Origin of the sequence: Pseudomonas sp. ENNP23, from assembly GCF_001728945.1 — a bacterium.
GTDB lineage: Bacteria > Pseudomonadota > Gammaproteobacteria > Pseudomonadales > Pseudomonadaceae > Metapseudomonas > Metapseudomonas otitidis.
Genome location: NZ_LYSP01000013.1, coordinates 106470 through 113479, shown reverse-complemented (window position 1 = coordinate 113479; position 7010 = coordinate 106470). Strand labels below are relative to the sequence as shown.

General features: G+C 69.0%; 6 protein-coding genes. All 6 read right to left on the bottom strand.

The genetic code is table 11. The features are described 5' to 3' along the window. Positions 1 to 292 precede the first annotated feature (292 nt). The 6 genes from A9G05_RS10065 to eat all read right to left on the bottom strand — a co-directional run bounded on the left by A9G05_RS10065 (position 293) and on the right by eat (position 6773). Positions 293 to 760, bottom strand: a complete 468-nt coding sequence (locus tag A9G05_RS10065) for a hypothetical protein (RefSeq protein ID WP_069560838.1) — start codon at positions 758 to 760, stop codon at positions 293 to 295. 76 nt (positions 761 to 836) lie between these two features. Continuing rightward, entirely contained in the window at positions 837 to 1214 is a 378-nt protein-coding gene (locus A9G05_RS10060; RefSeq protein ID WP_069560837.1) for a response regulator, read from the bottom strand. 25 nt (positions 1215 to 1239) lie between these two features. Next, positions 1240 to 2673 (bottom strand): ATPase domain-containing protein, encoded by a 1434-nt coding sequence (locus A9G05_RS10055; RefSeq protein ID WP_069560836.1) that lies wholly within the window; start codon positions 2671 to 2673, stop codon positions 1240 to 1242. A gap of 458 nt (positions 2674 to 3131) precedes the next feature. Further along, on the bottom strand, positions 3132 to 3950 hold the full coding sequence (eutC, locus tag A9G05_RS10045; protein ID WP_069560834.1) for an ethanolamine ammonia-lyase subunit EutC: 819 nt from the start codon (positions 3948 to 3950) through the stop codon (positions 3132 to 3134). An 11-nt stretch (positions 3951 to 3961) separates the two neighbouring features. Beyond that, a complete protein-coding gene (locus A9G05_RS10040; RefSeq protein ID WP_069560833.1) occupies positions 3962 to 5356 on the bottom strand; it encodes an ethanolamine ammonia-lyase subunit EutB in 1395 nt (464 codons plus the stop codon). Positions 5357 to 5405: 49 nt separating this feature from the next. Next, positions 5406 to 6773, bottom strand: a complete 1368-nt coding sequence (eat, locus tag A9G05_RS10035) for an ethanolamine permease (protein WP_069560832.1) — start codon at positions 6771 to 6773, stop codon at positions 5406 to 5408. Positions 6774 to 7010: the final 237 nt, after the last annotated feature.

The window sequence follows — 7010 nt, the reverse complement described above, 5'->3', positions numbered from 1 at the left end:
TCCAGGGATGCGCCGTGGTCCCGGGCTGAAGCCCGGGCTACGTTCAGGTGCGGGGCCTTCGCGGTTGAAACCGCTCCCACGGGGGATGGACGCTGCGTGGGGTGGATGGTGCTTTTTCCATCCACCCGGGGGGCCGGTGGCGCCGCTGGTGGGCTTCATCTTCGCCACGGATCGATGCGGTTCGCCGAGCTCACCGCATCCTACGGTCCCGCTCCGTCCGTAGGATGGGCTGAGCTGTGCGAAGCCCATCGCTGGCCCAGGGATGCGCCGGGCGTTCCCGGAGGCAGGGGGGTCAGAACAGCGCGTCTTCGTCGCGGATCAGCACGCAGTGGTGGCCGTGGTCGTCTTCGAAGGCTTCGTAGAGGAAGTACATCTCCACCAGGCCGTCCGGGCGGGTTAGGGCGACCTGGTCGCCGGGTTCGGGGGTGAAGTACTGGCGGCTGGCGACGGGGGCCAGGCATTCGATGCGGGCCTGGACGAACAGGGCCGGGTCGCTGCCGTCGAAGTAGGCCTCGCGGTCGGCTTCGCTCCAGTCGGCGGGGATGACGAAGGGGCCGTCGATCAGCACGCGGGCGTCGCCCAGGTCTTCTTCCTCGGCGTCTTCGTCCTCCTCGTCGGCACGGTAGAGGGTGGCGTCCAGCGCGGCGGCATCGCCGAGCACGGCCTGGCGGGCGGTGAAGCGGGCCTGCGGGTCGAGGGCGGCGGCCTGGCAGCGGGCGAGCCAGGACGGGTCGCTGGCGAGTTCGGGGGATGTGGACACGGCGGGTCTCCGCTGGCAACTGGGAAAGCGCGCAGTTTCCGGGAGGCGGGCGACGCTGGCAATCGTGGCGTGGCGGTCAGCCGTGGCCGGGCTCGCCCGGGCCGATCAGCTCGGCCACCGTGGCCAGCACGGCGTGGATGTCGAAGGGCTTGTCGAACACGGCAACGAACAGGTCACCATGCTGGCGGCCGATGTTGCCCTGGGCGCCGCTCATGAGGATGACCGGCAGCTCGGCGTACTGGGGGCGCTCGCGGATGGCACGGGCGAATTCCAGGCCGTCCATCACCGGCATCATGAAGTCGGTGATCACCAGGGACGGTCGCTCGCGGTCGAGCACGTCCAGGCCTTTGCGGCCGTTGCCGGCCTTGACCACCATGTAGCCCTCGTCCTCCAGTGCGTAGGCGAGGATGTCGGCAATCAGATACTCGTCGTCGACTACCAGGATCGTTGTCATCAGCGGTTGGCCGGTTGTGTGCCCATCAGGCGCATGTCGCATTGCCGGAGAGCACGGAGGTCACCTGGCGGAAGTTCTTGTCCAGTCGCAGGCCGCTCGAGGTGAATTGCAGCTCCAGCAGGGCGGGGTCATACCCGCTGTCCCTCATCTTCAGAATGGCCATGGAGCGCTTGAGCTCAGCATTCACTTCCACGAACCGCATCAGCAGCAGGTTGTCCACGATGCTCGACAGCTCGGGCGCCGGGGCGTTGATGTCGGCGCTGTAGAGGTCGCGCATCTCCCAGGTGGCGACGATGGTCACGCCCATGGCCCGCAACTGGCCCAGCAGGGCGCCGAAGAACTCCACCAGCCGCGCCTGGCTGCTGGCCACCCGGGCCATGCCGCCGAAGCTGTCGATGAATAGGCGCTTGATGCCCAGTCGCTGCACCTCGGCGATCAGGTGGCCGCCCAGGGCGTCGAGCAGGCCTTCGGTGGGCGGTTGCCAGGCCAGGTGCAGGACGCCGGCCTTCTCCAGCGCTTCCAGGTCGAAGCCCAGGGCGCGGGCCTTGAGCCGCAGGCGCGCGGGGGATTCGTAGAAGCCAAAGTGCATGGCCGGCTCGTCGGCGCTGGCCTGGCCGAGAAAGCCCAGGCCGAGGCAGGTCTTGCCGACGCCGGCGGGACCCATGGCGAGGGTCACCGAGCCCACGGGCAGGCCGCCTTCGATCAGTGCGTCCAGGTCCGGCGTGCCGCTGGCGATGCGCCGTGGCGTGGCGTCCTCGGGCAGGGTCGGGCGGCTGTAGAGGGATTCCAGGCGCGGGTAGACCACCAGGCCGCTCTCGGTGATCTCGCATTCGTGCGGGCCGGACAGGGAGCCGCTGCCGCGGGTCTTGCGCAGGTGGATGCGACGCACCGAGCGGTTGCCCACCAGCTCCTCGCCCAGTTCGATGACGCCGTCGACCATGGTGTGCTCGGGGCTGCCGTCGTCGAGGCGGGCGCTGGTGAGGAAGAGCACGGTGCAGCCGGCAAAGGCGGCGTGGCCCTGCAGCTCGGAGATGAACTTCTTGGTGTCCATCGGCGTGTCCGCCTTGGAGCGGGCATTGAGCACGCCGTCGACGATCATCACCGTGGCCTTCTGCCGGCTGATCTCGCGGCGCAGCAGGCGTACCACTTCGTCGAGGCCTTCGTTCTCCAGGGTGTCGAAGGCGCTGACGAACTGGATCTCGTCACCGACCTTTGAGGCGTCGAAGAAGCTCAGGGTGGAGAGGAACTGGAACAGGCGCTCGTGGGTTTCCGCCAGGAGGGTGGCCACCAGCACACGGCCGCCGTTGCGCACGTGGTTGAAGCCGATCTGGTTGGCGAGGATGGTCTTGCCCGAGCCGGGACGGCCCTGGACGATGTAGGCCGCGCCGGCCACCAGGCCACCCTTCAACAGGGCGTCCAGGCCCTCGATCCCGCTGTGGAGGCGTTCTAGCTGTTCCAAGTTTCTGGCCTGCTTCTGTGCTGTTTCGCTCGTGGTAAGCCGCGCCGGCTGGCATGCCCCGTGTCCGGGGCGGGGGATTCTACGCGCCAGGGCGCCTGCCAGCGATAGAGTCGCCCGCCTCGGGCAAGTTCCGCCCATTTTCAGGGGGCCGGGCTGCCAGGCAGGCAGGTAGAGGGCGAGGGTGGCGCCCTGGCCCGGCAGGCTCTCCACGCGCAGGCTGCCGCCTTGCTGGCGGGTGAGGCCTCAGGCCTGGCTGAGGCCCAGGCCGGTGCCTTCGCCGAGGGGCTTGGTGGTGAAGAAGGGGGCGAAGATGCGCGGCGGGGCGGCTTCGCGGTCCTCGTCGGTGAACAGGTCCGCCAGGGGGCGGCCCAGCGCGTCGCCTGGTCGGGGTCAGCGGGCTCGCCGGCGCTGGGCGACGGGGAGGGCTCCATGGGCACCGGGCTCGTGTGAGGGCGGTGTCAGTCGCCTCCCAGCAGGAAGTTGCCGCGCGGGCCGCCTTCGGGGCCTTCCAGCACCGGCACGTCGGAGTCGTCCTTGAGGTTCACCCCGGAGAGCTGACGTCGGCAGGCTTCGCGCATCAGGTGCAACAGGCGGTGGGCGGCCAGTCCGTAGGAGAGGCCTTCCAGGCGCACGTTGGAGATGCAGTTGCGGCTGGCGTCGGTGAGGCCGACCCGGGGTGCCCAGGTGAAGTACAGGCCGAGGCTGTCCGGCGAGCTGAGGCCGGGCCGCTCGCCGATGAGGATCACCACCATGCGCGCCTTGAGCAGCTCGCCCACTTCGTCGGCCACGGCGACGCGGCCCTGTTCCACCAGGGTGATGGGGGCGAGGTGCCAGTTCTCGCTGGCGGCCTGGTCGAGGAAGCGCCGCAGGAAGGGCAGGGTGTGGCGTTGCACGGCAAGGGCGGACAGGCCGTCGGCGACCACCACGGCCAGGTCGTAGCCTTCGGGATGATTCGCGGCGTGTTCGCGCAGGCGCTCGGCGGAGGCGGCATCCAGGCGCCGGCCGAGGTCCGGGCGTTGCAGGTAGGTGTGGCGGTCGGCAGCGGCGCTGTGCAGGTGCAGGCTGGCGTGGCCGAGGCCCTCCAGTTCGGCGGCCAGGGCCGGGGTGTCCAGCGGCAGGTGCACGGCGTCGCGGGCCTGGGCGTGGGCGAACTGGAAGTCCAACTGGGCCTGGGTGGGCAGGCTGGTGCCGGCGCGCCCGAGGGCGATGCGTGCGGGGGTGAGGGCGCGCAGGGCCTGCCAGGGGTTGGCGGTGGCGGGGCGTTTCGGGTCGGTCATCGGGCCTCTCCTCAGGCGATTTTCCCCAGGGCGTGGCGGAAGGCCGGCGGTAGCTGCTCGCCGAGGCGCACGCGGCCGTCCTGCTGGCTGGCGATGCCCATGCGTTCCAGCCAGGCCTCGAACTCGGGCGCGGGCTTCAGGCCCAGGCTCTGGCGGGCGTAGAGGGCGTCGTGGAAGGAGGTGGTCTGGTAGTTGAGCATCACGTCGTCGGAGCCGGGGATGCCCATGATGAAGTTGATGCCGGCGACCCCGAGCAAGGTCAGCAGCATGTCCATGTCGTCCTGGTCGGCTTCGGCGTGGTTGGTGTAGCAGATGTCGCAGCCCATGGGCACGCCGAGCAGCTTGCCGCAGAAGTGGTCCTCCAGGCCGGCGCGGATGATCTGCTTGCCGTTGTAGAGGTACTCCGGGCCGATGAAGCCGACCACGGTGTTGACCAGGAACGGGTCGAAGTGACGGGCCACGGCGTAGGCGCGGGTCTCGCAGGTCTGCTGGTCGACGCCGTGGTGGGCGTTGGCCGAGAGGGCGCTGCCCTGGCCGGTCTCGAAGTACATGAGGTTGTTGCCGAGGGTGCCGCGCTTCTGCGACAGCCCGGCTTCGTAGCCCTCGCGGAGGATCTCCAGGCTGATGCCGAAGCTGCTGTTGGCCGCTTCGGTGCCGGCGATGGACTGGAACACCAGGTCCAGCGGCACGCCCTTTTCGATGGCCTGGATGGAGGTGGTGACGTGGGTCAGCACGCAGGCCTGGGTGGGGATCTCGTAGCGCTGGATGATGGCGTCGAGCATCTCCAGCAGGGCGCTGATGGAGGCGATGCTGTCGGTGGCCGGGTTGATGCCGATCATGGCGTCGCCGTTGCCGTAGAGCAGGCCGTCGAGGATGCTCGCGGCGATGCCGGCCGGGTCGTCGGTGGGGTGGTTCGGTTGCAGGCGGGTGGAGAGCCGGCCGCGCAGGCCCAGGGTGTTGCGGAAGCGGGTGACCACGCGGATCTTCTGCGCCACCAGCACCAGGTCCTGCACGCGCATGATCTTCGACACGGCGGCGGCCATCTCCGGGGTCAGCCCCCGCGCCAGGTTGCGCAGGGCCGCCTCGTCGGCGGACTCGCCCAGCAGCCAGTCGCGGAAGTCGCCCACGGTGAGGTGGCTGACCGGGGCGAAGGCGAGCCGGTCGTGGGTGTCGAGGATCAGCCGGGTGACCTCGTCCTGCTCGTAGGGGATCAGCGCCTCGTCGAGGAAGCGCTTGAGCGGCACCTCGGCCAGGGTCATCTGCGCCGCCACGCGCTCGGCGTCGCTGTTGGCGGCGACGCCCGCGAGGCAGTCGCCGGAGCGGGCCGGGCTGGCCTTGGCCATCACCTCGCGAAGGCTGTCGAAGCGCCAGGTCTGGCCGCCGACACTGTGGGAGTAGCTTGCCATCTCGATCTCCATCCGGGCCCCGCCCGGTTGGCTGGGCGGGGCATTGTCGTCACACGCGGCTGAGCAGGGCGTCTTCCGGGGCACTGGCGCGGTGGTGCGCGGTGAACTGGAACCAGACGAAGCCTGCCGCCATGAATCCCAGGAAGATTAGCCCGATGGTGGTATTGAACCAGGCCATGGCGACCAGGCAGACCACGGCCAGCACCAGGGCGATGGCGGGGACGACCGGGTAGCCGGGGGCGCGGAAGGTGCGTTCCAGGTTCGGTTCGCTGCGGCGCAGCTTGAACAGGCTGAGCATGCTGATGATGTACATGACGATGGCACCGAACACGCTCATGGTGATCATCGCGGCGGTCAGGCTCATGCCCTGCAGGTTCACCAGGCCGTCGCTGTAGATCGCGGCGATGCCCACCACGCCGCCGGCGATGATGGCGCGGTGCGGGGTCTGGAAGCGCGACAGCTTGGCCAGGCCACGGGGCAGGTAGCCGGCGCGGGCCAGGGCGAAGAACTGGCGGGAATAGCCGAGGATGATGCCGTGGAAGCTGGCCACCAGGCCGAACAGGCCGATCCACACCAGCATGTGCATCCAGCCGGAGTTCTCGCCGACCACAGCCTTCATGGCCTGGGGTAGCGGGTCGTTGATGTTGGACAGCTCGCGCCAGTCACCCACGCCACCGGCCATGATCATCACGCCGATGGCGAGGAACACCAGGGTCAGGATGCCGGCGATGTAGGCGCGCGGGATGGTGCGTTTCGGGTCCTTGGCTTCCTCGGCGGCCATGGCGGCGCCCTCGATGGCGAGGAAGAACCAGATGGCGAAGGGGATGGCGGCGAAGATGCCGGAGATGGCGCCGAGGTTGAACTCATTGCTGCCGGCCCAGCCGTTGAGCACGAAGTTGGAGAAGCTGAAGCCCGGCGCGACCACGCCCATGAACACCAGCAGCTCGGCCACGGCCAGCACGGTGACCACCAGCTCGAAGGTGGCGGCGATGCTGACGCCGAGGATGTTCAGGGTCATAAAGATCAGGTAGGCCCCTACGGCGGCCTGCTTCGGGTCCAGCTCCGGGTACTGCACGTTGAGGTAGGCGCCGATGGCCATGGCGATGGCCGGCGGGGCGAAGACGAATTCGATCAGGGTGGCGATGCCGGCGATCAGCCCGCCTTTCTCGCCGAAGGCCCGGCGGCTGTAGGCGAAGGGGCCGCCGGCGTGGGGAATGGCGGTGGTCAGTTCGGTGAAGCTGAAGATGAAGCAGGTGTACATGGTGGCGACCATCAGCGCCGTCACCAGGAAGCCCAGGGTACCGGCGGTGCCCCAGCCATAGCTCCAGCCGAAGTACTCGCCGGAAATCACCAGGCCCACGGCGATACCCCAGAGGTGCAGGGTGCCGAGCGTGGGTTTGAGTTGTGTCGTGCTCATCGGGACTCCTCAGCCCTCGCGGGCTTTGTTGTTGTTGGAAACCGCCTGTCCTCGGCGACGCTCGGCGCGCAAACACCCGCACAATCCATTGGGGGATGGATCGATGGTAGCCAGCGACCGGCCCCAGGACTTGACCGTGGGAAGCGCGGTGGCGCCTCTGCGGTCAAGTCGCGGCGGTGTTACCCATCGCCCCATGAAAAACGTGCTCCGGCCCGGTGCGCGCGGCCTCCAGCCTGC

What these genes read in the sequence shown, in the direction of transcription:
- A9G05_RS10060 (WP_069560837.1), bottom strand. Translation starts at nt 1,214, where the DNA reads ATGACAACGATCCTGGTAGTCGACGACGAGTATCTGATTGCCGACATC.
- eutC (WP_069560834.1), bottom strand. Translation starts at nt 3,950, where the DNA reads ATGACCGACCCGAAACGCCCCGCCACCGCCAACCCCTGGCAGGCCCTG.
- A9G05_RS10040 (WP_069560833.1), bottom strand. Translation starts at nt 5,356, where the DNA reads ATGGCAAGCTACTCCCACAGTGTCGGCGGCCAGACCTGGCGCTTCGAC.
- eat (WP_069560832.1), bottom strand. Translation starts at nt 6,773, where the DNA reads ATGAGCACGACACAACTCAAACCCACGCTCGGCACCCTGCACCTCTGG.